This is a genomic window from Cupriavidus sp. R6-3 (genome assembly GCF_059772245.1).
In genome coordinates this window covers 1-24161 of record NZ_JCBAJO010000051.1, presented here as the reverse complement: position 1 = coordinate 24161, position 24161 = coordinate 1, and the positions used below count along the sequence as shown (strand labels likewise).

The window sequence follows — 24161 nt, the reverse complement described above, 5'->3', positions numbered from 1 at the left end:
GGCGCGACTTCCTACTCCGACAAGCAGGCGGTACCGCCGCCGGATAACGACAACTCCCCGACAAAGACCGTCACGCTGCCGCCCACCGGCCGCGTCAGCCTGGCCGAATACCGGGCGCAGATGCGCCAGCAGCTGATGCGCAGCGAGAACGCCAGCGCGGACGTGGCCGACTGCGCCGCGCACGCGAGCTGGGTGGTGCCGCGCTCGGCGACCTACGACGCGCTGCGCATCCCGACCGGCGCGCTGGCGTCGGGACAGGCCTCGGTCGAGAGCTGGGAAGGCCGCTTCTCGCGCGGCAAGCAGGCGGTGCCGGTGACCTCGGTGGTGACCTTCTCGGCCGCCGCGCATCGCCGCAACGGCCAGTCGCGCTGGGACCCGGTCAAGGTCCGTTGCGGCTATGACGACGGCATGATGCTGGCCTACGAACTGCTGGACGACGACGGCGACATCATCGTCGAACCGGCCGCCAAGCCGGCCGTCAGCGTGGCGCCGCGCAACGCCACGGCCAAGGGCCGCAAGGCGAAGGCGACCAGGTCGAGCCGCTCGGGCAAGGCCGCGGCGTCGGCGAAATCGTCGGGCGGCACCAAGAAGGCCGCGGCGAAGTCCGGCGCTTCCACCAGCAGCAAATCGACGAAGAAGACCAGCAAGTCGGCGCGCTGATCCTGCCGCGCGGCATCGTCACGCTTGCTGCTGACTTGCCGCTGACTTGCCGCTGTAATGCGGCCGACTTGGCGCTGAACTGGCGCCGACTTGCCGCTGAATCGCCGCCGCATCCCGCGGCGGCGTGGCTCAGTCCAGCTGCGCCAGGATCGCCTGCAGCATCGCCGCGCCCAGCAGCGCGCTGCGGGCGCCGTTCCAGCCCACCTCCGGCTGCGGCAGGTCGGCGTTGTCCTTGAACGGCATCTCCAGCGTCAGCGACAGGCAGCCGAACGCGTGGCCGATGTACTTGGAGGCCAGCTTCAGCGCATCGGCGTTGTACTTGCTCGCCGCATAGCCATGCACGTCCTGGAAGTCCGGCGTGGCGCGCTTGAACGCCTCGACGAAGCGCGCCTGCGCGACGCGCTGGGACTCCGTGAAACTGGGCAGCATCTCGCTGCCGGCGACGAAGTTGTACGGCAGGCCCTCGTCGCCGTGGATGTCGAAGAACAGGTCGCAGCCGGTCGACTCGATCGCGCGGCGCACGTGATAGACCTCGGGGCTGGTATCGAGGCTCGGCGCCATCCACTCGCGGTTCAGGTTCGCGCCGGCGGCGTTGGTGCGCAGGTTGCCCAGCGCCGAGCCGTCCGGATTCATGTTCGGCACGATATGGAAGACGGCCTTCTGCAGCAGCCGCTCGGCCACGCCGTCGCCGGCCCAGATGCCGGTGCCGGTCAGCCGCTGCAGCACGCCCTCGATGAACCATTCGGCCATGGTTTCGCCGGGATGCTGGCGCGCGATCATCCAGATGGTCTTGCGGCCGGCATTGTCACCGTCTGCCGGCGTACCGATCGTCACCGCCGTCATGGCGCGGCCCTGGACCGTGCTGCCCAGATGCGTCAGCCGCGCGCGCGGCGAACGCTGGCAGGTGCCCAGCAGGGCCAGGTGGCGCTCTTCGGGATACGGCTCGAAATAGGCGAACCAGACGCTGTCATGCGCCGGCGTGAATTCGACCGTCATCACCTGCCCGTCGAAGCGGGTCGGCACGCGGAACCACTGCACGCGGTCGTACGAGGCCACGGCCCGGTAGTCGCGCCAGCCGTCCGGATAGGTGCAATCGCCGGCGTTCAGGAATTGCAGCCGGCAGGCCTGGCCGGCCGCGCCGTGCAGCCCGAAATGGAACCACTGGCGGAAGTCGGCATGCGAATCGGCGCGGATGCGCAGCCGGATATCGTCGGCGCGGTCCAGCGCCTCGACTTCGATCGCGCCGGAATCGAACCGGCTGGAGATATGCAGCGCTGCGGTCTTCATGTCTGAGCCTCGCAAGACGAATTTGTTGTTGGCCGCGTTATTGGCCGCGTTGTTGGCCGCGTTGTTGGCCGGCCCGGCGCGTGGCCATCGGCCCGACGCCCGCGCGCGCGGCGTCAGTCTTCCAGCCGGCGGCGGAACACCCAGCGCGCCGCGTCGGACGCCTTGGCGTCGTAGGCATAGCCGTCTTCGGCGAACTTCTTCAGGCCGGCCGCTTCGGTGATGCGCCGGGTCACCGCGAAGCGCGCCATCGTGCCGCGCGCGCGCTTGGCGTGGAACGAGATGATCTTGTAGCGGCCGCCCTTCCAGTCCTCGAACACCGGCGTGATCACGCGCGCGTTCAGCACCTTGGGACGGACGACCTTGAAGTATTCCTCGGAGGCCAGATTGACCAGCGTCGGCGCGCCCTCGCCCTTCAGCGCGGCGAGGTCCTTGTTCAGCAGTTGCGTCACGTCGTCGCCCCAGAACGCGTACAGGTCCTTGCCGGCCTCGTTGGCCAGCCGCGTGCCCATCTCGAGGCGGTACGGCTGCATCCAGTCCAGCGGCCGCAGCACGCCGTACAGGCCCGACAGGATGCGGACATGGCGCTGCGCGAAGGCGAGGTCGTCGTCGGACAGGCTGGGGGCGTCGAGCCCTTCGTAGACATCGCCGTTGAAGGCCAGCGCCGCCGGCTTGCTGTTGCGCGCGGTGAATTTGGGCGACCAGTCGGCGTAGCGGGTCGCGTTCAGCACCGCGAGCTTGTCCGAGATATCCATCAGCGTGCCGATTTCCTGCGGCGACAGCGCGCGCAGGCGTTCGATCAGCTGCGCCGAACGCGGGATCAGCCGCGGCAGGTGGCTGGCATTGAGCGGAGGCCGGACGCGGGGCGGCGTCTCGTAGTCCAGCGACTTGGCGGGCGACAGAACGATCAACATGGCAGAATGCGGCAGAAACAAAGTTCCGATTGTAACGAATGCTCAACCCCTCTACCGGACCCGCGATCGGGTCCAACGCCGGGTCCAACGCCGGGTCCGCCACAGGATCCAGCGTCGCACCCGGCCCCGCGCCCGCGCTTCCAAACACAGCGCCCGACGACGCCTCCCCGCCCCGCGTGGTGCTGGACTCCAACGTCTGGATCGACCTGCTGGTATTCCGCGATCCGCATGCCGAGCCGATCCGCACGGCCCTGCGGGACGGCGCCATCGCGCCGCTGATCCGCGCCGATTGCCGCGAGGAATTGCGCCGCGTGCTGGCGTACCCGCAGTTCGCGCGCTTCGACGTCGATATCGACGAGGCGCTGGCGACCGTGGACCGGCTGACCACCGCGGTCGCACCGCCCTGCCCGACGCAGGCCGAAGCGATCCGGCTGCCGCGCTGCCGCGACGGCGACGACCAGAAGTTCATCGAGCTGGCGCACTTCGCCGGCGCCGAATGCCTGGTGTCGAAGGACAAGGCGGTGCTCAAGCTGGCGGGCCGGCTGCGCCGCAGCAGCGGCGTCGCGGTATTGACGCCGCAGGCCTTCGCGCCCTGGCTGGCCGCGCGGCCGGCGCGCTAGAATCGCCTCCGATTGCCAGCCTGCCACCCCGCCTCCCCGCCATCCGATTGACGTTCGACCATTTGACGATTTGACGATTGACGCCATGTCCGCCGACGCCCCGCTGAGCCCTCCCCCATCCCGCCTGCCCAACGTGGGCACCACCATCTTCACCGTGATGTCGGCGCTCGCCGCCGAGAAGAATGCGGTCAATCTGGGCCAGGGTTTTCCGGACTTCGATTGCGATCCGAAGATCGTCGACGCGGTCACGCGCGCGATGCGGGGCGGCCTGAACCAGTATCCGCCGATGGCCGGCGTGCCGAGCCTGCGCCAGGCCATCGCGACCAAGATCGGCAGGCTCTACGGCCGCGCCTACGATGCCGACAGCGAGATCACGGTGACCGCGGGCGCGACGCAGGCGCTGCTGACCGCGATCCTGTGCGCGGTGCATCCCGGCGACGAAGTGATCGTGCTGGAGCCGTGCTACGACAGCTATCTGCCGGCGATCGAACTGGCCGGCGGCAAGCCGGTGCCGGTGATGCTGGACGCGCCGCACTTCCGCATTCCGTTCGACCGCCTCGCGGCCGCGATCACGCCGCGCACGCGGATGATCCTGATCAACACGCCGCACAACCCGACCGGCACGATCTGGCGCGAGGACGATATGCGCCAGCTGGCCGCGCTGCTGGCGGGCACCGATATCCTGCTGCTGTCGGACGAGGTCTACGAGCACATGGTCTACGACGGCCAGTCGCATCAGTCGGTGGCGCGCCATCCGGAACTGGCGCGGCGCAGCTTCGTCGTGTCGAGCTTCGGCAAGACCTATCACGTGACCGGCTGGAAGGTCGGCTATGTCGCCGCGCCGGCCGCGCTGATGGCGGAATTCCGCAAGGTCCACCAGTTCAATGTGTTCACCGTCAACACGCCGGTGCAGCACGGCCTGGCCGACTACATGTCGGACCCCGCGCCCTATCTCGAATTGCCGGCCTTCTACCAGGCCAAGCGCGATTACTTCCGTGCGGGACTGGCCGATACGCGCTTCAAGCTGCTGCCGTCGGACGGCACCTATTTCCAGTGCGTCGACTATTCGGCGATCTCGGACATGAGCGAAGCGGATTTCGCGATGTGGCTGACGCGCGAGATCGGCGTCGCGGCGATTCCGGTGTCGGCGTTCTATTCGCAGCCGCGCGAGTCCGGCGTGGTGCGCTTCTGCTTCGCCAAGCGGGAGGAAACGCTGGCGCTGGCCTTGGAGCGGCTGCGCAAGCTGTGAGGCAGGGCGGGCGGTCTGCGCCATGCGACCGCCCGTTGCCCTCTCCCCGGCCCTCTCCCGCAAGCGGGAGAGGGAGTACACCGAGGGTTATGAACACCGGCGCGCTACGAAGGACCGGCAACGAATGCCCGGCCCGGCGGAGTTCTCCCTCTCCCCTCAGGGGGAGAGGGTTGGGGAGAGGGGGGCTCCAAACCGCGATCGCCCTCTTACGGCTTGTTCCGGCTCAGCATCAGCTCGGTGTTGGTCTTGCGGTCCGCGTTGACCTTCTGCACCGTCGGCCGCTCGCTCATGCGCTTCAGATAGTCCTTGACTGGCAGGTCGGCCAGCATGTCGCTGCCGTAAATGATCTTGGTGCACGCCGACACCAGCGGCAGATGCACCACCGCGGCGCAGTCGGCCAGCGTGAAGGTGTCGCCGGCCATATATGGTGAAAACTTCGCCAGCCTGGCGAAGGCGGGAATGTAGCGGGTCAGCAGCTTGTGCTGGCGCTCCTTGACCCCATCGCTGACCTTGCCGCCGAAAAACGCCTCGGGATAAAGCTCCCGCGCGGTCAGTTCCAGATACAGTTCCATGTAGGTGACCAGTTCGCGCACCTTGCCGGCGGCGAGCGGATCGGCCGGCAGCAGCGGGGTCTGCGGATAGGCGGCCTCCAGGTATTCGGCGATCACCTCCGATTCGCACAGCGTGCCGCCGTCCGCGACGATGTACGGCACCTTGCCCAGCGGCGAGGCGTTCAGGTCGGTCTCGCCGATCCAGGCCAGCACCTCCTCGAACGGCACATTCTTTTCCAGCAGCGCCAGCTTGACCTTGTTGTAGTAGTTGCTGGCGGCAAAGCCGCAGAGCTTCAGCATGGGTATGTCTCCTTTGTTGTGCTGCGTTCTCCCGGACGGGATCGGTGGCCGCGCCCCGGCTTTTTTGGCCGATCAGCGCACGCGCCGGCGCGGCAGTGTTCACGCAACGAGTGCAAAAACCGCACGAGCGTGCTAATTTAACCACAACTTTTTGGAAGCACGATGAGCACTTTGACTATCGACACCCTCGGCATCGTGGGCACCGGCGCGATGGGCCGGGGCATTGCCCAGATCGCGGCGCAGGCCGGCCTGACCGTCCGCCTGTTTGACACCAATCCCCAGGCCGTCGCGGCCGCCCGCCAGTATCTGCAGGACACGCTGGCCAAGCTCGCCGACAAGGGCAAGATCAGCAGCGACGATGCCGCCGCCACGCTGTCGCGCGTGCAGCCGTGCGGCGCGCTCGAGGAAATGGCCGATTGCGACATGGTGCTCGAGGCCATCGTCGAGCGGCTCGAGGTCAAGCGCGAGCTGGTCGCCAAGCTCGAGGCCATCGTGCGTGCGGACGCGGTGATCGCGTCGAACACCTCGTCGCTGTCGATCACCGCGATCGCGGTCGGCGCGAAGCACCCGGGCCGCGTCGTCGGCTATCACTTCTTCAACCCGGTGCCGCTGATGAAGGTGGTCGAGGTGATCGACGGCCTGTCCGGCGATCCGGCGGTCGGCGATGCGCTGATGGCGCTGTCGCGCCGCATGGGCCATACGCCGGTGCGCTGCAAGGACATGCCGGGCTTCATCGTCAACCATGCCGGCCGCGGCATGAACATCGAAGGGCTGAAGGCCGCGCAGGAAGGCGTCGCCGAGTTCGCCGACATCGACGCGATCATGCGCGAGCAGGCGGGCTTCCGCATGGGCCCGTTCGAGCTGATGGACCTGACCGGGCTCGACGTCTCGCACCCGGTGATGGAGTCGATCTACAACCAGTTCTACCAGGAGCCGCGCTACCGCCCGTCGCCGATCACGGCGATCCGCCAGGTCGGCGGGCTGCTGGGCCGCAAGACCGGCGCCGGTTTCTACCGCTATGTCGATGGCCAGAAGCAGCTGCCCGCCGCTGCGCCGGCGCCCAGCGCGCGCCCGGCCAGCGTCTGGGTCAGCCGCGACAGCGAGCGCGGCCATGCGATGGTGGTCAAGCTGCTGACCGCGATGGGCGTCACGCCCGAGGGCGGCAACGCACCGTCGGCCGATGCGCTGATCGTCGTCACGCCGCTCGGGTTGGATGCCACCACCTGCGCGCTGCAGCAGGGCCTGGACGCCAGCCGCGTGGTCGCCATCGACACGCTGCTGCCGTTCGAGGCCACCAGGCGCCGCACGCTGATGACGACGCCCGCCACCAGCGCGGCCATGCGCGATTGCGCCCACGGCCTGTTCGCCAGCGACGGCGTGCCGGTCACGGTGATCCGCGATTCGGCCGGCTTCGTCGCCCAGCGCATCGTCTCGTGCATCGTCAATATCGCCTCCGATATCGCGCAGCAGCGCATCGCGACGCCGTCGGACATCGACCTCGCCGTCAACCTGGGCCTGGGCTATCCGAAGGGCCCGCTGGCGCTGGGCGATGCGATCGGCCCGCAACTAGTGCTCGAGGTGCTGCGCAATATGGAGCGGCTGACCGGCGACATGCGCTATCGCCCGAGCCCGTGGCTGTGGCGCCGTGCCAGCCTGGGCCTGTCGCTGCTGACCGAGGAAGCCTGACGCTCCCCGGCCCCTTCCCTTCCATCACACCACCGAGCCGCCATGCCTGCCCAACTGCTGTCCGAACGCGTCGATGCGACGCTGGTGCTGACCATCTCCAATCCGGAAATGCGCAATGCGCTCGGCCCGGAGATCTACCTCGCGACCAGGGAAGCGCTGCAGGCGGCCGAGCAGGACAGCGGCATCCGCTCGGTGGTGCTGACCGGCGCCGACGGCATGTTCTGCGCCGGCGGCAACCTGAACCGGCTGCTCGGCAATCGCGCGCAGCCGCCGCAGGTGCAGGCCGACAGCATCACGATGCTGCATGCCTGGATCGAAAGCCTGCATGCCTTTCCGAAGCCGATCATCGCGGCCGTCGAGGGCGCGGCCGCGGGCGCGGGCTTCTCGCTGGTGCTGGCCTGCGACTTCGTGGTGGCGGCCAGCAATGCCAAGTTCGTGATGGCCTACGTCAAGGTCGGCCTGACCCCCGACGGCGGCGGCTCGTATGAGCTGGCACGCGCGCTGCCGCGCCAGCTGGCCTCCGAGCTGCTGATCGAAGGCAAGACCGTCGACGCGCAGCGGCTTGCGCAGTTCGGCCTGGTCAACCGCGTGACCGAGCCGGGCGAGGCGCTGAACGAAGCGCTGCGCCTGGGCCAGTCGCTGGCCGCGCAGTCCTCGCACGCGATGGGCCGCATCAAGGGGCTGATCAACCAGGCCGGCACGCTGTCGCTGAACGCGCATCTGGCGCAGGAGCGCGAGAACTTCGTCGCCGCGCTGCATCACCCCGACGGCGGCGAAGGCATCAGCGCCTTCCTGGAGAAGCGCAAGCCGACCTATCGTTGAAGCCCACGGCCCAGCGCGGCCGACCGCGGTCCCACCCGCACCGATCCCGATAAAAAAGATACCGGAGACAGCATGAGCAGCAATCTTTCCCAGTTCGAGGGCACGCGCCCGGTCGCCGAGCAGCAGCGCTTCGATACCGCCGCGCTCGAAGCCTGGCTGCGCGACCATGTCGAGGATTTCGCCGGGCCGCTGACGGTCGAGCAGTTCAAGGGCGGCCAGTCCAACCCCACCTTCAAGCTGATCACGCCGGGCCGCACCTACGTGATGCGCGCCAAGCCGGGACCGAAGTCGAAGCTGCTGCCGTCGGCGCACGCGATCGAGCGCGAGTACCGCGTGATGGCCGCGCTGGCGAACACCGACGTGCCGGTCGCGCGCATGTACGCGCTGTGCGAGGACGAGGCCGTGATCGGGCGCGCCTTCTACATCATGGAGTACGTCAACGGCCGCGTGCTGTGGGACCAGTCGCTGCCGGGCATGAGCCCAAGCGAACGCGCCGCGATCTACGACGAGATGAACCGCGTCATCGCCGCGATGCATACCGTCGACTACCAGGCCATCGGGCTGGGCGACTACGGCAAGCCGGGCAATTACTTCGCGCGCCAGATCGAGCGCTGGACCAAGCAGTACAAGCTGTCCGAGACCGAGAAGATCGACGCGATGGACGCGCTGATGGACTGGCTGCCGCACCATATCCCGGAAGAAGACCAGGACCTGACCAGCATCGTCCATGGCGACTACCGGCTCGACAACCTGATGTTCCACCCCACCGAGCCGCGCGTGCTGGCGGTGCTGGACTGGGAGCTGTCGACGCTCGGCCATCCGATGGCCGACTTCGGCTACCACTGCATGAGCTGGCATATCGCGCCGGGCCAGTTCCGCGGCATCGCCGGGCTCGACTACGCCGCGCTCGGCATTCCCGACGAGGCGACCTACCGCCGCATGTACGAGCAGCGCACCGGACGCCAGATCACCGGCGACTGGAACTTCTACCTGGCCTTCAGCATGTTCCGCATCGCCGGCATCCTGCAGGGCATCGCCAAGCGCGTGGTCGACGGCACGGCATCGTCGGCGCAGGCGGTCGACGCCGGCCGGCGGGCCCGCCCGATGGCCGAGATGGGCTGGCAGTACGCGCAGAAGGCGAAGCAGCGGATCGCCTGAGCGCGGTACGTACGACCCAGGCTGGGCCGACAAGGGCTGGCGCGGCGACGAGCCGCGCCAGCCCTTTTTCTTTGTGCGCCATCGGCTCTAAGCATCCGCCACATTGTCCGATGACATATAACCAGAGCCCGCGCCACCACCTCCGGGATTTCCCTGAATCGGGCAAAAAATCCGGTCTCAACCGCTAGACGGCCTGGCATTCCGGCTCTTATGATGGCGACCATTGTTGTATGACGACTGACAAATAACTCGTTCCGGAGACATCATGCACGCACGCCGCCGCTTCCTCAGACTGGCCTCCACCGCCGCCCTCGCCGCTGCCGCCGCCCCGCTGGCGGCCCCCGCCCTTGCCGCCGATACCTGGCCGAACCGCCCGATCCGGCTGGTGGTGCCCTATCCCGCTGGCGGCTCGTCGGACATCATCGCGCGGCTGATCAGCAAGCAGCTGGGCGAGGCGCTGGGCCAGCCCGTCGTGGTCGACAACCGTCCGGGCGCCAACGGCAATGTCGGCGCCGCCTTCGTGGCGCAGTCCGGCGGCGACAACCACACGCTGCTGTTGTGCGATGTCGGCGCGCTGGCGATCAGCCCGTCGGTCTACACCAAGCTGACCTTCGATCCGGCCAAGGACCTGAAGGGCGTCGGCATGCTGGCCTATTCGCCGCACATGCTGGTGGTCAACCCGTCGGTGCAGGCCAATACGCTGAAGGACCTGGTCGAGATGTCCAAGCGCGGCGAGCTGAATTTCGCCGTCACCGCGATCGGCAGCGCCCCGCATCTGGCCGGCGTGGCTGTGCAGCAAGCCACCGGCGCCAAATGGCAATACGTGCCGTACAAGGGCGGCGCGCAGGCGATTGCCGATACCGTCGGCGGCACCGCGCAGGTGCTGATGAACGGCATGCTGGCGACGCTGCCGCATGTGCAGAGCGGCAAGCTGAAGGCGATCGCGGTGTCCAAGCGCACCCGCATGCCGCTGGTGGGCAATCTGCCGACCATCGCCGAACAGGGCGTCGCCAATTTCGAATCGGGCACCTGGCAGGGCGTGATGGCGCCGGCCAGGATGCCGGACGCCGCGGTGACGCGCCTGAACGCCGAGCTGGTGCGCATCATCCGTTCGCCGGAGGTGCGCGCGCAGTTGGCCGGCCAGGGCGCCGAGGTGGTGACGATGACGCCCGCCGAGACCAACCGCTTCTTCGCGGCCGAGAAGACGCGCTGGGCTGCGGTGGTCAAGCAGGCGGGCATCAAGCTGGACTGACGGCGGCCAGCCGGGAGGCTTTCGGCACTCCCCTCCCGGCCCGGATGAGCCCGGGCGTGGCCCAGGCGGCAAGCGTATACTGGCCGTTGCTATCGATTTTGACCGGTTCACGCTGTCCGCTACCTTGTCCGCCGCTGTGTCCGCCCCCTCCCCTCACTCTCACGACGATCCCCGCCCGCTGCCGCCCAACCGGCCCGACGACGACGCCTGTTGCGGGAGCGGCTGCAGCCCCTGCATCTTCGATTTCTATTACGAAGAAATGGAGCGCTACCGGCAGGAACTGCGCGCCTGGCTGGCGCGGCATCCCGAGGAGGCGCCCTCGCCGTGACGGCCATGACCACCGCGGCGACGCCGGGCGCTGCCGCGCCGATCGCGGTCGACGGTCCGCCGCATGGCGACGACGACGCGCTGATCGGCCTCGTACGCCGGCACCCGCGCCTGCTGGTGCTGACCGGCGCCGGCATCAGCACCGATTCGGGCATCCCCGGCTATCGCGATGCCGATGGCAACTGGCGTGCGAGCACGCCGATCCAGCATCGCGAATTTCTCGAATCGCACGCGCGCCGCCAGCGCTATTGGGCGCGCAGCATGGTGGGCTGGCCGCTCATGTCGCGCGCCTTGCCCAACGACGCCCACCGCGCGCTGGCCCGCCTGCAACAGGCCGGGCACGTGGAGGCGCTGGTCACGCAGAACGTCGACGGCCTGCACCAGGCGGCGGGCAGCACCGGCGTGATCGAGCTGCATGGCAGCCTGAGTTCGGTCGTCTGCCTGTCCTGCGGCGAACGTCACGCCCGCGCCGACATCCAGCACGAACTCGAAGCGGCCAACCCGGCCATCGCCGGCCTGTCGGCCGTGCCGTCGGCCGATGGCGACGCGCATCTCGAGCCCGACGACCTGCACGGCTTCACCGTGCCGCATTGCCGCCGCTGCGCCGGCATCATCAAACCCGACGTGGTGTTCTTCGGCGATTCGGTGCCGCGCGATCGCGTGGCCGCGGTCCACGAGGCATTGCAGCGCGCCGACGCGCTGCTGGTCGTGGGCTCCTCGCTGATGGTCTTTTCCGGATACCGCTTCTGCGTCGCCGCTGCGCAGGCCGGCAAGCCGGTCGTCGCGATCAATCTCGGCCGCACCCGCGCCGATCCCCTGCTGACCATGAAGATCGCCGCGCCCTGCGGCGCCACGCTGACGCGCCTGGACGCCGCGCTGCGCAACATCGCCGCCTGACTTCGCAGCAATTTCGATACGAATAAGTCGCAAATCAGAAACGGCCGTAAACCACCGACAGTTGAGACACCAATTCGGTAGCAGCATGTGACCCGTCGTTGGTTGTGGCGTCGGCGTGGACTGGGGATGTCCGTCGCGATCGTCGACCACCGCCACGCGCGAAGGGTCCGGTGCACGGTATGTACATGCCGCCCGGACGTGAACCTCCCCTGTCACAGGCGAATACCATGAAAGTCTCCTATCTGAATTCGATGTCGACCGGACACAGCCATGCGGCCAAGGACTTGTTCGCGGCGCCAATCAGTGTCCCCGGGCTGACGGCCGACGAGTTGCCGCAGCTCCTCGATGGTGCCGAGCGGTTGTTCCTCTCGGACCCACGCATGGAGCCACGCGTCAAGTTGGAGATCGCGGGCGAAGCCGTCCCCCTCGAGGACATCGCAAGACACAGCCATGACAGGCAAGGGGCTGCCATCCTGGAGGGCATCGCGGCGAGGCTGCCCCGCACGTTTGCCGGCCAGGCGCCGACTTCCGCCATCGAGGAATCGGCCTACTATGCGGTGGCAGCGTTGATCGCCAGCCCAGCCTTTTGGAATACGGCCGAAACCACGCTTCGGTCGACGCTGAACCACGACACCACTTACGGCGAAATCCGCTTGGCGAGCCCTGCCCAGTTGGGCATGAACGTCGAGATGTCGAAGGACGGCAAATCGATGGAATGCCATTTGAGCGCGGCCTGGCATGAATACCAGTCCGGTGGCCAGTGGCATTGCATGCGCGAGCACGGCGCGGTGCTCACCGCCAATGTCAAGGTCGTGATACCGCTGAAGCGCAGGGCCGGAAATCAGTGGCTGGAGGGCAGCTTTGTTTCGCTGCATGTCAACAGCCCGCTGCCCGAGATCCGCGACAAGCTGATGAAGCATGGCACCCGCGGGTTCGTCACCGCGCTGCTCGATGCGCTGGCCAGTATTCCGCTATTGGGGCGGCTGTTTCGCGGCGTGCAGATCAAGGTGCGGGTCGGAGGCGTGGACTTTCATCGTCACCGCCTCGCGAAGGTCCCCAAGAGCCTGGGCAATTGGTCATGGGCAGGCAGCCAGCATGTCGCGCACGCAGCGGATCCCGAAGCAAGCGGCCAGCATATCGTCATCAAGAAGCTCGCGCATCGGCCCAACTGGATCCATCGCATACATGGCCCGGCTGCCGGCGATGCCCCCTCTTCCTTGAGGACACTGCTGGAGCAGCGCGACCCTGCGCTTCGGCAGAGGGTCGCCATCGGCGACTGGAACCAGCAAGGGCCCATCGAGCATCAGGAGCACCGTCAGCCGGACGCCCAGATCGCTCCCCCTGACCTTCCGCTACCGCCGCCGGACTTCGTCCCGCAACCGCCGCTCGGCCCATCCCCGGAGGTCCAGGCGGAACTGGAAGCACTGCGACAAACCGTGGCAAGGGAACGTCGATTGCGGGAGGAGATCGAGGGCGAGCACAACACGGTGCTGGCAGAGCGGAACACGCTTCTCGCGAGCGTTGCGAACCTCGAGCAAAGGTTGACCGCCGCGGAGGGCGAGCGAAACCACCTGCGGCCCCGGCTCGAGCAGGTGACAAGCCAGTACGAGGAAACCCAGGACAAGGTACGGGAACTGCAAGCGAAGGTCGCCAAATACGAGGCGGGCCTCGCCGCTGAAAACCTCGCAAAAATACCGATGGATCTCGTCTACCAGCAGCGAAAGGGAACGGATGAGCGGAAGCCGAACGGCGCGCCGACCCCGGGGAAAAGGGGCCGCGCGATGACGTTTTCGGGGCCGGAGAAGGGCTCTTCGCCTACGGTCGCCAACAACGCCGCAGCCGGCACCGGGTCGCCGACCGGGGCAGACGACAAGCCATAAGACCGGCTCGCAGCACGTCACCGATGCGGTGCGGACGCTCTGCGCCGCATTTGCATCGCCTGTCCAGGTCGCCCGGCCGACGCCGCATCGGATCGAAATCTTTCGGCATCCCGCAGATCATTCGCCCCGGATCGCGGATCGGCCAGCGGCGTATTCCATACCGATCGCTGCTACCCGATATGCCATTCTCCAAACCCTTCATCGATCCCTGTGCCATGCTGCACGCCGTCACGCATGCGCCGATGCCCATCCCGACGGCTCCGTCCGAGCACATTGCGCGTGCCAACTTCGGCATGGCCTTTGCCCAGACCGCATGGCGACTGTTCGAAGATGAGCGGTGCCGCATCGAATTCGCGGGCGCGAGCCATGTCAATTCCGATCATCTCGTCGAACAAGCCAGGCTGAACAATCGCATCCGCGACAGGCGCGCGCGCGAGGCGGAGCCCTACAGCAGAACCCAGGCCGGCCACGAACTGATTGCCGCGATTGCCGGCCAATTGAAGGCGCAGGCGGCGCCCGGACAGAACATCGACAATCTGGCGCACGCCTATACCGCCGCGGCGACCCTTTGCACCGACGAGTTCTGGAAGGCCGAGGCGGTGGCGCTGCAAGCGATTTCCGTGCGCAACGGAATCGATCTGCCGCTGCTGCCCTCGGTGGTCAGCGCACGCATCACGCCGCTGGAAGACGGCACCGGCTGGCGCATCAACAAGCTGATGAAATGGCATTCCTACACCGGCCCGGACGACAACACCTATTACATGTCGAATCTGCGCCCCGTGCTGACGATCGATCATCAGATCGAGATCCATTGCGATGCCAACGACCCGCCATTGCGCAGCTTGTTGAATTGGCTCCAGGGACGAGAGCCCGAGCGATACAAGCTGGGCGAACGCTCCGACGCCATTCACGTGGCATGCCTGGCGCCGGCGCTGGACCAGGCCCTGACGACGATGCAGCCAGGGAGCGGCAATCTGTTGATACGCCTGTTGTCCCGGCTGCTCGACTACCTCTCCGACCTCTTTCACGACATGCTGGACGAATGCCGCCGCCGCGAGGGAGTGGCCTACCGCATCATCGCGGCCGGCGAGGCGGAGTCCTTCCGATGCGAGCGCCCCTGCGGAATCGGACAATATCGGAGCGATGACGCCGCCGAGGATCAGTCGCTGACGCCGATCCAGCTGCATCGGCAACGTGAAGCACGGGACAGGAGTCTCAAACCGATCGAATACAGACGTGCCAATGAACGCCACTATGTCGCCCGCAGGACGGACGGTCAGATGAACGGCTCCGGCTGCTATGTCTTCGAAGCGCTCGACGCCGAGCACCATGTCATGCGGCAATCGACCACCGACGGCGACCTGCGGCCTTGCATGCAATCGGTTCTATACGACTCGCGCGGCATGGAGCCGCCCAAACCGGTGCATGGCGAACCGCCGTCCGACGAAGCGTCGGACCTCAGCGACGATGACGACGGCGAAGAGCGCGCCGGCGGCGAGTCGTCCGCACGCGACATCGCCGAACAGGAATCCGCGCCGGTCGCCGACATCGCAGAGGATCCGGCCCCCATCCCGGACTCGGGCACCGCGGCGGCCGCACGCCGGCGGCTTTCGCTATTCGGTGGCAGCTGGGTCATGGTTCCGCGGATGGCCGACTGAGCGCGGGGAGCGCCGGCGGCACCGCCGCTACCGACGGTGCCGCCGGCGCAACGGATCAGGAGGTTGCCGGCGCGCCCTTCTCCAACCCCGTCATCACCGCCATCAGCTGCTCCCGCAGCCACCGGTTCGCGCCATCATTCTCCCCGCCCGCATGCCAATACAAGTGCAGCTCCAATGACGGCACCTTGAACGGCAGCGTCAGCAGGCGATTGCCATAGGCCTCGTTGGCGATGCGCGCATAGCGCAGCGGCAGCGTCGCCAGCAGGTCGGTGCAGCTGACGATGCGGCAGGCCGCCGCATAGTGCTGGCAGCGCAGCCGTACCCGCCGCGTCATGCCCATCCGGTGCAGCGCCTGGTCCTCCAGCCCCGCGCCGCGCCGCCGCGACGACACGTGCACGTGCTCGGCGGCCAGATAGCGCTCCAGCGTCAATTCCTTCTTCACCAGCGGATGGTCGCGCCGGGCCAGCACCACCATCGGATCGGCCATGAACTGCGCGTGGTGGATCGCCGGCGAGACCGGCAGCAGGATGTCGATCGCGGCATCGAGCGTCCCGGCCAGCAGCTCCGACTCCATCTCGCGGCGATCGAAGCGCACCGCGGCGATGTCGACGTGCGGCGCCACCGCGGCGACGCGCGACATCAGCGGCGGCAGCAGCGTCGACTCCAGCGCGTCGCGCATGCCGATGGTGAAGCGCCGCACCGTCGCCGCCGGATCGAAATGGGGCGTGTCCTGCAGCGTGCGGGCGAACGACTGCAGCGCGGTGCGCACCTCCCCGGCCAGCGAGCGCGCCAGCGGGGTCGGCGCCATGCCCTGCCCGCGCCGCTCGAACAGCGGGTCGTCGAACAGCGTGCGCAATCGGCCAAGCGCGTGGCTGACCGCCGGCTGCGTCAGGTTCAGCTGCCGGGCGGCCGCCGTGATGCTGCCTTCGGTGTAGATGGCGTCAAACACGACGAACAGGTTCAGGTCGATGCGGGAGAGCTGCATGGCGGCGATTGTGGCATGGAATGCAGCAGATTGATACCGTCGAATCCAGAAAATTCATTTTTCATATTCCAGCGAATCGGATAGAGTGGGCCCCAGTCGGCGTATATCGCGCCCGCCCGCCGCCTGCCGGTCCGCTGCCCTGCGGTGGTCCGGCATCAGCGGCGGGGCCAAATCGCAGGGGTTGTGAGGAGACATCATGGATTTCGAATACTCGCCCAAGGTCAAGGAAATGCGCGCCAGGCTGCTGGCCTTCTTCGACCAGCACATCTATCCGAACGAGAAGCGCTTCCACGCCGAGATCCAGGCCAACCGCAAGGCCGGCAACGCCTGGGTGCCGAGCAAGCTGATCGAGGAGCTGAAGCCGCTGGCGCGCGAGGCCGGCCTGTGGAACCTGTTCCTGCCGCGCTCGCCGCGCGCGCCGGAAGGGCTGTCCAATCTGGAATACGCGCCGATGTGCGAGATCATGGGCCGCGTGCCCTGGTCGCCGGAGGTGTTCAACTGCGCGGCGCCCGACACCGGCAACATGGAAACGCTGGAGCGCTATGCCTCCGAGGAACTGAAGGACAAGTGGCTGGAGCCGCTGCTGCGCGGCGAGATTCGCTCGGCCTTCCTGATGACCGAGCCCGACGTGGCGTCCTCCGACGCGACCAATATCCGCTGCCGCATCGAGCGCGATGGCGACCACTACGTGATCAACGGCACCAAGTGGTGGTCGTCGGGCGCCGGCGACCCGCGCTGCAAGGTCTATATCGTGATGGGCAAGACCAATCCCGATGCGGGCCGCCACGAGCAGCAGTCGATGATCGTGGTGCCGGCCGATACGCCGGGGATCACCGTCAAGCGCCATCTGCCGGTGTTCGGCTATGACGACGCGCCGCACGGCCACATGGAGATCGAACTGAAGAACGTGCGCGTGCCGGCGGACAACATCCTGCTCGGCGAAGGCCGCGGCTTCGAGATCGCGCAGGGCCGCCTCGGCCCGGGCCGCATCCACCACTGCATGCGCAGCATCGGCGTGGCCGAGCGCGCGCTCGAACTGATGTGCAAGCGCAGCCTGGACCGCGTCGCGTTCGGCAAGCAGATCGCCCGCCATGGCGTCACGCAGGAACGCATCGCGGAGGCCCGCTGCGAGATCGAGATGGCGCGCCTGCTGACGCTGAAGGCCGCGTACATGATGGACACGGTCGGCAACAAGGTGGCCAAGGCGGAGATCGCGATGATCAAGGTGGTGGCGCCGAACGTCGCGCTGAAAGTCATCGACTGGGCGATCCAGGTGCATGGCGCCGCCGGCGTGTCGGAAGACTTCCCGCTGGCCTCGTGGTGGGCGCACCAGCGCACGCTGCGCCTGGCCGACGGTCCGGACGAGGTGCACCGCAACGCGATCGCCAAGCTGGAACTGGCCAAGCACATGAGCCTGAATCCGGACGAGATCCAGATGCCGGTCACGCGCGGCGGCTGAGGCCGTCGCCCCGATAAATAACATCGGCGGCCATCCGGCCGCACGACTCCAGGGCAGCTGCGCCGGCAGCGAGCCATCCACGCGCAGCCTGTCTGCGCGTTTTTTTCTTCTGTGATTAAATGCGTCGGTCCATTCAACCGGCGCTCCGCTCCGCTGGCGAGTCGGCGGCGCCCTCTCCCGTCCAGGAGCTTCCTCGATGATCGATGTCTACAGCTGGGCCACGCCCAATGGCCACAAGGTTCATATCATGCTGGAAGAGTGCGGCCTGCCCTACCAGGTGCACCCCATCAATATCGGCGCCGGCGACCAGTTCGGCGAGGAATTCCTGAAAATCAGCCCGAATAACAAGATTCCCGCCATCGTCGACAGCGAAGGGCCGGACGGCAAACCGATCTCGCTGTTCGAATCGGGCGCGATCCTGGTGTATCTGGCCGGCAAGACCGGCAAGTTTCTGCCCGAGGACGTGCGCGGCAAATACGAAACGCTGCAATGGCTGATGTTCCAGATGGGCGGCGTCGGTCCGATGCTGGGCCAGGCGCACCATTTCCGGATCTATGCGCCGGAGAAAATCGAATATGCGGTCAACCGCTATACCAATGAAGCGCGCCGCCTCTATGGCGTGATCGACAAGCAGTTGTCCGGTCGTCCCTGGCTGGCCGGCGACGAATATACGATCGCCGATATCGCAACCTTCCCGTGGCTGCGCAGCTGGCAGAACCAGGGCGTCGAACTCGACGACTATCCCCATCTGAAGCGCTGGTTCAATACGATCGCCGAGCGCCCCGCGGTCAAGCGCGGCGTCGAGGTACTGGCGCGCGAACGCAAGCCGCTGCATACCGAGAAGGAACGCGAGATCCTGTTCGGCGCCACGCAATACGCCCGCCGTTGAGCGGCGCGGCGCCGCGGGCAGGACTCGCGGCGCCTTTTCCGCCGCGGCGCCCGACGACGCCCCCGCAGTCCCTCGCCGGCCATCCCGCGGCCGGCTCCCGCCTCACTCCTCTCTTCGCCTGCGCCGCCACGCTGCGGCAACGGTCTCTCGCCGTTCCGGCCGCCTCAGCGCCCCATCTGCGGCTTCCGATTTCGTCAGATTAACGGGCAACAACAAACCTATCGTTTTCGGAACCGAGGATTCAGGTGAATACCTGTATGACATTCGCTCGCGTCCATGCGAAAACAGTGCACCCCGGTCCTCGTTCCGCTACCGCCCATCCGATTTTCGACAGTAAATGCAACCTATAGGGTGAGTTCACACACTTTATGTTGGCTGACACCGATTGTGCGACGGACTCTAGGATGTCGAGTCGACCGGGCCAATCCCTTAACTTCCTTCGAGTTCACATCTTGTCAAAACCATGGTCGGCGATCCTCTCAAGCAATTTGGCCAACGCCTGACGGCCCTGCGCAAGCAAAGGGGCTGGTCCCAGGAAAAGCTCGCCCTCGAAAGCGGAATGGCGCGTTCCTATCTCAGCGGCATCGAACGCGGACTGCGTAATGTAGCGCTGATCAACATCTGCACTCTGGCCGATACCCTCGGCGTCCCTCCCGGCGAAATGTTGAAGTTCGATGGCGAAAACGCGGTGTTGACAGTCGAGGAATTACGCGTTCCATTTGGCGGCGAGGAAACCACCGCGCAACGCAATGCGCGGCGTTATATGGCAAGGCTCGATAATGACGACCAGGACCTGGTCGCCTCGGTGGCACGAGCCCTCGCCCGCAAGCGCAACAACCACACCTAGCACGCGCCGCCGACGGCGCCGCACATCGCGGCTACATCACCGCTACATCGCGGCTACATCACCGCTACATCACGGCTACATCGCAGCTACATCGCGGCTATCGCGGCTATCGCGGCTACATCGCCAGCATGCCCTGCCGCTCGATGAAGCGGATCACCGCGTCAAGACCCTGCCCCGACTTGACGCTTCCCATCACGAAAGGCCGTTCCCCGCGCATCTTGCGCGCATCGCTTTCCATCACGTCGAGGTTGGCGCCGACATACGGCGCGAGATCGGTCTTGTTGATCACCAGCAGATCCGACTTGGTGATGCCCGGCCCGCCCTTGCGGGGAATCTTCTCGCCGCCGGCGACATCGATCACGTAGATCGTCAGGTCCGACAGCTCCGGGCTGAATGTCGCCGCCAGATTGTCGCCACCGGATTCGATGAACACCACGTCGGCATCGGGAAAACGCGCCAGCATGCGGTCGACCGCCTCGAGATTGATCGACGCGTCCTCGCGGATTGCCGTATGCGGGCAGCCGCCGGTTTCCACCCCCATGATGCGCTCGGCCGGCAGCGCGCCGGAGATCGTCAGCAGGCGCTGGTCTTCCTTCGTGTAGATGTCGTTGGTGATCGCCACCAGGTCGTAGCGCTCGCGCATGGCCTTGCACAGCATCTCGAGCAAGGTGGTCTTGCCGGAGCCGACCGGGCCGCCGACGCCGACGCGCAGCGGAGGGAGTGTCTTGGTACGGGTCATGATGGCTCGTCCGATTCGATTTGTGGCTGCGGATGTATGGCTGCGAATGTGGCTGCGAATGTGGCCGCCAATGTGGCTGCGAATGTACGGCTGCGAATGTGTCGCTGCGGATGTCTGCCCGTGGAACATGGCTGCGCTCAGGAGCGGAACAGCCGCGAATACTGCGTTTCGTGGCGCGCTGACAGCAGGCCCAGCATCGGCGACAGCGTCGACAGAGCGGGCGGTTCGGCATCGGCGCGGCGCGTTGCCTCGGCCACGGCGTCGAGCACGCAGCCATGCATGCCGCGCAGGATCTGCTGGCCCGCCACCTGTCCCAGCGGCACCGCCTTGATCGCCGCGGCGATCTGGTTCTCGGCCCAGTTGAAACAGTAGGCGGCCAGCCCGTCGCCCTCGTCGACCTGCAGCGCGACGCAGGCGGCGGCGAAGGCCGTCGGCAGGCACACCGGCGACATCGCCGCCAGATCATCGCGCAGCGCCGGCTCGCCCCATGCCATCTGTCCGACCAGCCGCGCCAGCGACCATCCCATCTGCTCGGTCTCCAGCCGCAGCTCGGCGCTCTCACGGCTGCCGTGGAACCAGTCGTTCCAGTAGCGCACGCCCTCGCGGTCGCCGGCACGCCAGGCGCGATACAGCAGCAGCCATAGCGGCGCCTCGGCATGCACCTGCACGTGCAGCAGATTGTCGCGAATCCACTGCCCCGCGCTGTCGGCATCCCGCACGATGCCGCAGTCGATCGCCGCCTCCAGCCCCTGCGAATAGCTGAACCCGCCGATCGGCAGCGCCGGCGAGGCCAGATGCAGCAGCGAGAGCAGTTGGGGGAGCTGGGTCATGGCAGCGCGAGCGAGTCAGTGCCGGTGATCGCAGCCGGCATGGTGCGCGTGGCCGCCATGTGAATGATCATGGTCATGCGGGTGATCGTGGCCGTGCTCGTGATCATGGCCATGCGAGTGCAACCGCGAATGCTGGTGCGAGTGCGAGTGCGACTGCGACTGCGAGCCCCCATGATGCTCGTGAAACACCGCCTGCGCCGCCGCATAGTCCTCGGCGAAGGTCGCGTCGTGGCCGTGCTTGTGGCCGCCGCCGTAGGCGCCGGCCTCCGGCTCGAACGGCAGCTCGGCGCGCTCGGCCTGCACGCCCAGGCGCATCAGCATGTCGGCCAGCACCGGATCGTATTCGAGCCGCAGATAGTCGCGGCCGATCTCGACCGGCGTGTGGCGGTTGCCCAGGTGATAGGCCGCGCGCATCAGCGCGTGCGGATCCTCGGCACGCACCTGCAGCACCGATTCCGCGGCCGCCTGTACCTCGACGAACGTGCCGTCGGCGCTCACCAGCAGATCGCCGCCGCGCAGCACCGTGCCGCGCGGCAGGAAGATCGCCGCTTCCTCGCCGTTGTCGAGCACGGCGCGCAGGCGGCTCTTGCTGCGGTCGCCGAAGGGCAGCACCAGCTTGGGCGCGCGGCGCACCAGCACCGGCGCGATGCCGTGCGGCGCGGGAAGATGCTTGTCGATCTTGTGCATGGTCAGAACAGGAAATAGCGCTGCGCCATCGGCAGCGAGGTGGCCGGCTCGCAGGTCAGCAGTTGCCCGTCGGCGACGACCTGATAAGTCTCCGGATCGACGGTGACGGTCGGCTGCCAGTCGTTGTGGACCATGTCCCGCTTGCTGACCGTGCGCGTGCCGCGCACCGCCGACAGCGTCTTCTGCAGCCCGTAGCGCTCGCCCACGTTGGCCGCCAGCGCGGCCTGCGACACGAAGGTCAGCGACGAGCGGTGCAGCGCCCCGCCGGCGCTGGCGAACATCGGCCGATAGTGCACCGGCTGCGGCGTCGGGATCGACGCGTTCGGATCACCCATCGCGGCCGCGGCGATCATGCCGCCCTTCAGGATCAGGCTCGGCTTGACGCCGAAGAACGCCGGCTTCCACAGCACCAGGTCCGCCCACTTGCCGACCGCGATCGAGCCGACCTCGTGCGCGACGCCATGCGTCAACGCCGGATTGATCGTGTACTTGGCGACGTAGCGCTTGACGCGGAAGTTGTCGTGCCCGCCGCGCGCATCGTGTGGATCGCCGGGCAGCTTGCCGCGCTGCACCGCCATCTTGTGCGCGGTCTGCCAGGTGCGCAGGATCACCTCGCCGACGCGCCCCATCGCCTGCGAGTCGCTGGAGATCATCGAGAACGCGCCGAGGTCGTGCAGGATGTCCTCGGCGGCGATCGTCTCGCGGCGGATGCGGCTTTCGGCGAAGGCGATGTCCTCGGCGATCGACGGATCGAGGTGATGGCAGACCATCAGCATGTCCAGGTGCTCGTCGATGGTATTGATCGTGTAGGGCCGCGTCGGATTGGTCGACGACGGCAGCACGTTGGCCTCGCCGCAGACCTTGATGATGTCCGGCGCGTGCCCGCCGCCCGCCCCTTCGGTGTGATAGGTATGGATGGTGCGGCCCTTGAACGCGGCGATGGTCGCCTCGACGAAGCCGCCCTCGTTCAGCGTGTCGGTATGGATCGCGACCTGCACGTCGGTCGCGTCGGCCACCGACAGGCAGGTATCGATCGCCGCCGGCGTGGTGCCCCAGTCCTCGTGCAGCTTCAGCCCGATCGCGCCGGCCTCGACCTGCTCGACGATCGGCTGCGGCAGGCTGGCGTTGCCCTTGCCCAGCAGGCCGATATTCATCGGATAGGCATCCACCGCCTGCAGCATCCGCTCCATATGCCAGGGGCCGGGGGTCACCGTGGTTGCATAGGTGCCGGTGGCCGGGCCGGTGCCGCCGCCGATCATCGTGGTGACGCCGCTCATCAGCGCCTCCTCGATCTGCTGCGGGCAGATGAAGTGGATATGGCTGTCGATGCCGCCGGCGGTCACGATCATGCCTTCGCCGGCGATCACCTCGCTGCCGGGGCCGATCACGATCGTCACGCCCGGCTGGATGTCCGGATTGCCCGCCTTGCCGATGCCGGCGATGCGCCCATCCTTGATGCCGATATCGGCCTTGACGATGCCCCAATGGTCGACGATCAGCGCATTGGTGATCACCGTGTCGACGCAATCGCGCGCCAGCCGCTGGCTCTGCCCCATGCCGTCGCGGATCACCTTGCCGCCGCCGAACTTGACCTCCTCGCCGTAGATCGTGAAATCCTTCTCGACCTCGATCACCAGCGCGGTGTCGGCCAGCCGCACGCGGTCGCCGGTGGTCGGGCCGAACATCTCGGCATAGGCCTGCCTTCCGATTGTCAACGCCATCACAGCGCTCCCATGATCTTGCCGTTGAAGCCGTAGACGATGCGGTCGCCATCGAGCGCGACCAGCTCGACGGTGCGCGACTGCCCCGGCTCGAAACGCACCGCGGTACCGGCGGCGATATTGAGACGGAAGCCGCGCGCGGCATCGCGATCGAAGTCCAGCGCGGCGTTCGTTTCGTGGAAGTGGAAATGCGAGCCGACCTGGATCGGGCGGTCGCCGGTATTGGCGACCGCCAGCCGTATCGTCGCGCGGCCCGCGTTCAGTTCGAGCTCGCCGTCGGCGGGCATCAGTTCACCGGGGATCATGGCGTCTCCTGTCGTGCTGTCGTGCTGTCGTGCTGTCGTGCTGTCGTGCTTTCGTGCTGTCGGATGTCGTCCGTCGGCTGTCGGCTGTCGGCTGCCAGATCAGGCCACCATCAGCCCGACGCCATATAGCGCGACACCGGCGCCGGCCGCGCGCGCGAGCCACGGCGCATGCCGGCGCAGCACCGTGCCGGCGGCGATGCCGGCCAGATGCAGTGCCATGGTCGCGGCCGCAAATCCGCCGACATAGGCCAGCACCGCCGGCAGCGCGCCGGCGCTGGCCGGCAGTTCGGCGCCGTGCGCGTAGCCATGGAACACCGCAAAGCCGCCGACCAGCGCCATCGCCGCGCCTGCCGGCAGCCGCGCGCGCAGCGCGACCAGCAGGCCGACCACCAGCAACGAGGCGGCGATCATCGGCTCGACCGCGGGCAAGGCAACGCCGGC

24 protein-coding genes are annotated in these 24161 nt (G+C 67.2%); 14 read left to right on the top strand and 10 right to left on the bottom strand.

The window, feature by feature from the left end:
- On the top strand, nucleotides 1-660 hold a 660-nt coding region (locus AC6EI8_RS11270), incomplete at its 5' end, for a BspC domain-containing protein (RefSeq protein WP_498381945.1).
- A gap of 129 nt (nucleotides 661-789) precedes the next feature.
- On the opposite strand, the gene AC6EI8_RS11265 is transcribed toward AC6EI8_RS11270, so the two are convergent.
- Both AC6EI8_RS11265 and yaaA read right to left on the bottom strand, forming a co-directional pair.
- Nucleotides 790-1947 (bottom strand): M14 family metallopeptidase, encoded by a 1158-nt coding sequence (locus AC6EI8_RS11265; protein WP_149319345.1) that lies wholly within the window; start codon nucleotides 1945-1947, stop codon nucleotides 790-792.
- Nucleotides 1948-2060: 113 nt separating this feature from the next.
- On the bottom strand, nucleotides 2061-2858 hold the full coding sequence (gene yaaA, locus AC6EI8_RS11260; protein WP_150084788.1) for a peroxide stress protein YaaA: 798 nt from the start codon (nucleotides 2856-2858) through the stop codon (nucleotides 2061-2063).
- Between the two features lie 38 nt (nucleotides 2859-2896).
- On the opposite strand from yaaA, the gene AC6EI8_RS11255 reads away from it, so the two are divergent.
- Both AC6EI8_RS11255 and AC6EI8_RS11250 read left to right on the top strand, forming a co-directional pair.
- On the top strand, nucleotides 2897-3478 hold the full coding sequence (locus tag AC6EI8_RS11255) for a putative toxin-antitoxin system toxin component, PIN family (protein WP_498381944.1): 582 nt from the start codon (nucleotides 2897-2899) through the stop codon (nucleotides 3476-3478).
- 85 nt (nucleotides 3479-3563) lie between these two features.
- Nucleotides 3564-4727 carry a pyridoxal phosphate-dependent aminotransferase gene (locus tag AC6EI8_RS11250; RefSeq protein WP_149319348.1) on the top strand — a complete coding sequence of 388 codons (1164 nt, stop codon included), beginning with the start codon at nucleotides 3564-3566 and terminating at the stop codon, nucleotides 4725-4727.
- 206 nt (nucleotides 4728-4933) lie between these two features.
- Here the strand turns inward: AC6EI8_RS11250 and AC6EI8_RS11245 are convergent, their stop codons facing one another.
- Nucleotides 4934-5578: a glutathione S-transferase gene (locus tag AC6EI8_RS11245; protein ID WP_149319349.1), complete on the bottom strand. Its 645-nt coding sequence runs from the start codon at nucleotides 5576-5578 to the stop codon at nucleotides 4934-4936.
- A 162-nt stretch (nucleotides 5579-5740) separates the two neighbouring features.
- Between AC6EI8_RS11245 and AC6EI8_RS11240 the strand changes: the two genes are divergently transcribed.
- The 8 genes from AC6EI8_RS11240 (at nucleotide 5741) to AC6EI8_RS11205 (ending at nucleotide 15258) form a co-directional block, all read left to right on the top strand.
- The gene (locus AC6EI8_RS11240; protein WP_150084786.1) at nucleotides 5741-7264 is read left to right on the top strand and encodes a 3-hydroxyacyl-CoA dehydrogenase; all 1524 of its coding nucleotides are present in this window, start codon (nucleotides 5741-5743) and stop codon (nucleotides 7262-7264) included.
- A 42-nt stretch (nucleotides 7265-7306) separates the two neighbouring features.
- Nucleotides 7307-8086: an oxepin-CoA hydrolase, alternative type gene (locus tag AC6EI8_RS11235; RefSeq protein ID WP_226109135.1), complete on the top strand. Its 780-nt coding sequence runs from the start codon at nucleotides 7307-7309 to the stop codon at nucleotides 8084-8086.
- A gap of 72 nt (nucleotides 8087-8158) precedes the next feature.
- Nucleotides 8159-9244: a phosphotransferase gene (locus tag AC6EI8_RS11230; RefSeq protein WP_149319352.1), complete on the top strand. Its 1086-nt coding sequence runs from the start codon at nucleotides 8159-8161 to the stop codon at nucleotides 9242-9244.
- Between the two features lie 265 nt (nucleotides 9245-9509).
- Nucleotides 9510-10496, top strand: a complete 987-nt coding sequence (locus AC6EI8_RS11225) for a Bug family tripartite tricarboxylate transporter substrate binding protein (RefSeq protein WP_255650876.1) — start codon at nucleotides 9510-9512, stop codon at nucleotides 10494-10496.
- Between the two features lie 136 nt (nucleotides 10497-10632).
- A complete protein-coding gene (locus tag AC6EI8_RS11220) occupies nucleotides 10633-10824 on the top strand; it encodes an oxidoreductase-like domain-containing protein (RefSeq protein ID WP_226109137.1) in 192 nt (63 codons plus the stop codon).
- A gap of 5 nt (nucleotides 10825-10829) precedes the next feature.
- Nucleotides 10830-11720, top strand: coding sequence for an NAD-dependent protein deacetylase (locus AC6EI8_RS11215; protein ID WP_223819864.1), 891 nt, complete (start codon nucleotides 10830-10832; stop codon nucleotides 11718-11720).
- Between the two features lie 227 nt (nucleotides 11721-11947).
- Nucleotides 11948-13600, top strand: a complete 1653-nt coding sequence (locus AC6EI8_RS11210; RefSeq protein ID WP_498381943.1) for a hypothetical protein — start codon at nucleotides 11948-11950, stop codon at nucleotides 13598-13600.
- A gap of 215 nt (nucleotides 13601-13815) precedes the next feature.
- Nucleotides 13816-15258, top strand: coding sequence for a hypothetical protein (locus AC6EI8_RS11205; RefSeq protein ID WP_498381942.1), 1443 nt, complete (start codon nucleotides 13816-13818; stop codon nucleotides 15256-15258).
- Nucleotides 15259-15313: 55 nt separating this feature from the next.
- Here the strand turns inward: AC6EI8_RS11205 and AC6EI8_RS11200 are convergent, their stop codons facing one another.
- Nucleotides 15314-16243: a LysR family transcriptional regulator gene (locus AC6EI8_RS11200; protein ID WP_149319356.1), complete on the bottom strand. Its 930-nt coding sequence runs from the start codon at nucleotides 16241-16243 to the stop codon at nucleotides 15314-15316.
- A 196-nt stretch (nucleotides 16244-16439) separates the two neighbouring features.
- Here AC6EI8_RS11200 and AC6EI8_RS11195 point away from each other — a divergent pair, with 196 nt between their 5' ends.
- The 3 genes from AC6EI8_RS11195 to AC6EI8_RS11185 all read left to right on the top strand — a co-directional run bounded on the left by AC6EI8_RS11195 (nucleotide 16440) and on the right by AC6EI8_RS11185 (nucleotide 19438).
- Nucleotides 16440-17702 carry an acyl-CoA dehydrogenase family protein gene (locus AC6EI8_RS11195; RefSeq protein WP_149319357.1) on the top strand — a complete coding sequence of 421 codons (1263 nt, stop codon included), beginning with the start codon at nucleotides 16440-16442 and terminating at the stop codon, nucleotides 17700-17702.
- A gap of 196 nt (nucleotides 17703-17898) precedes the next feature.
- The gene (locus tag AC6EI8_RS11190) at nucleotides 17899-18591 is read left to right on the top strand and encodes a glutathione binding-like protein (protein ID WP_149319358.1); all 693 of its coding nucleotides are present in this window, start codon (nucleotides 17899-17901) and stop codon (nucleotides 18589-18591) included.
- 463 nt (nucleotides 18592-19054) lie between these two features.
- Nucleotides 19055-19438 (top strand): helix-turn-helix domain-containing protein, encoded by a 384-nt coding sequence (locus AC6EI8_RS11185; RefSeq protein WP_149319359.1) that lies wholly within the window; start codon nucleotides 19055-19057, stop codon nucleotides 19436-19438.
- Between the two features lie 115 nt (nucleotides 19439-19553).
- Here the strand turns inward: AC6EI8_RS11185 and ureG are convergent, their stop codons facing one another.
- The 6 genes from ureG to AC6EI8_RS11155 all read right to left on the bottom strand — a co-directional run.
- Nucleotides 19554-20177, bottom strand: coding sequence for an urease accessory protein UreG (gene ureG / locus AC6EI8_RS11180; RefSeq protein WP_006578011.1), 624 nt, complete (start codon nucleotides 20175-20177; stop codon nucleotides 19554-19556).
- A gap of 137 nt (nucleotides 20178-20314) precedes the next feature.
- Nucleotides 20315-21007: an urease accessory protein UreF gene (locus AC6EI8_RS11175; protein ID WP_150084783.1), complete on the bottom strand. Its 693-nt coding sequence runs from the start codon at nucleotides 21005-21007 to the stop codon at nucleotides 20315-20317.
- Between the two features lie 15 nt (nucleotides 21008-21022).
- Nucleotides 21023-21694 carry an urease accessory protein UreE gene (gene ureE, locus AC6EI8_RS11170; protein WP_498381941.1) on the bottom strand — a complete coding sequence of 224 codons (672 nt, stop codon included), beginning with the start codon at nucleotides 21692-21694 and terminating at the stop codon, nucleotides 21023-21025.
- 2 nt (nucleotides 21695-21696) lie between these two features.
- Nucleotides 21697-23415 (bottom strand): urease subunit alpha, encoded by a 1719-nt coding sequence (gene ureC, locus AC6EI8_RS11165; RefSeq protein ID WP_265632253.1) that lies wholly within the window; start codon nucleotides 23413-23415, stop codon nucleotides 21697-21699.
- The gene (locus AC6EI8_RS11160) at nucleotides 23415-23720 is read right to left on the bottom strand and encodes an urease subunit beta (RefSeq protein ID WP_149319363.1); all 306 of its coding nucleotides are present in this window, start codon (nucleotides 23718-23720) and stop codon (nucleotides 23415-23417) included. Before AC6EI8_RS11160 ends, ureC begins: the two co-directional genes overlap by 1 nt.
- A gap of 99 nt (nucleotides 23721-23819) precedes the next feature.
- Nucleotides 23820-24161 (bottom strand): HupE/UreJ family protein (locus AC6EI8_RS11155; RefSeq protein ID WP_498381940.1); only part of this gene is annotated, 342 nt, incomplete at its 5' end.